Annotated in this window: 1 protein-coding gene; it reads left to right on the top strand. The window is 65.8% G+C overall.

Features of this window, described 5'->3' with window-relative positions; all coding sequences use genetic code 11:
* Positions 1–307 (top strand): condensation domain-containing protein (locus F0Q45_RS27100; protein ID WP_149656712.1); only part of this gene is annotated, 307 nt, incomplete at both ends.

Raw genomic sequence — 307 nt, 5'->3', positions numbered from 1 at the left:
CCGCCCCTACCCACCGGTGGCTGAGCACCGCGGCGCGATTCTGAGGGTGGAATGGCCCCCAGCCCTGCAACGCCAAGTGGCACGGGTGGCCCACGAGCATTACGCGACGAGTTTCATGGTCATCCAAGCCGGCCTGGCCGCGCTGCTGTCTCAGCTTAGTGCCAATCCCGATGTGGCCGTGGGGATCCCAGTCGCCGGCCGCAGCCACCCCGCACTCGATGAGCTGGTGGGCATGTTTGTCAATACCGTGGTACTGCGTGTCCAGGTGGCCGGTGACCGCACGTTCGCCGAACTCCTCAGCCAAGTT

It is taken from the genome of Mycobacterium simiae (assembly GCF_008370645.1).
Lineage (GTDB): Bacteria > Actinomycetota > Actinomycetes > Mycobacteriales > Mycobacteriaceae > Mycobacterium > Mycobacterium simiae_A.
The sequence above is the reverse complement of the archived record's forward strand: the minus strand, read 5'-3'. Positions and strand labels throughout refer to the sequence as shown.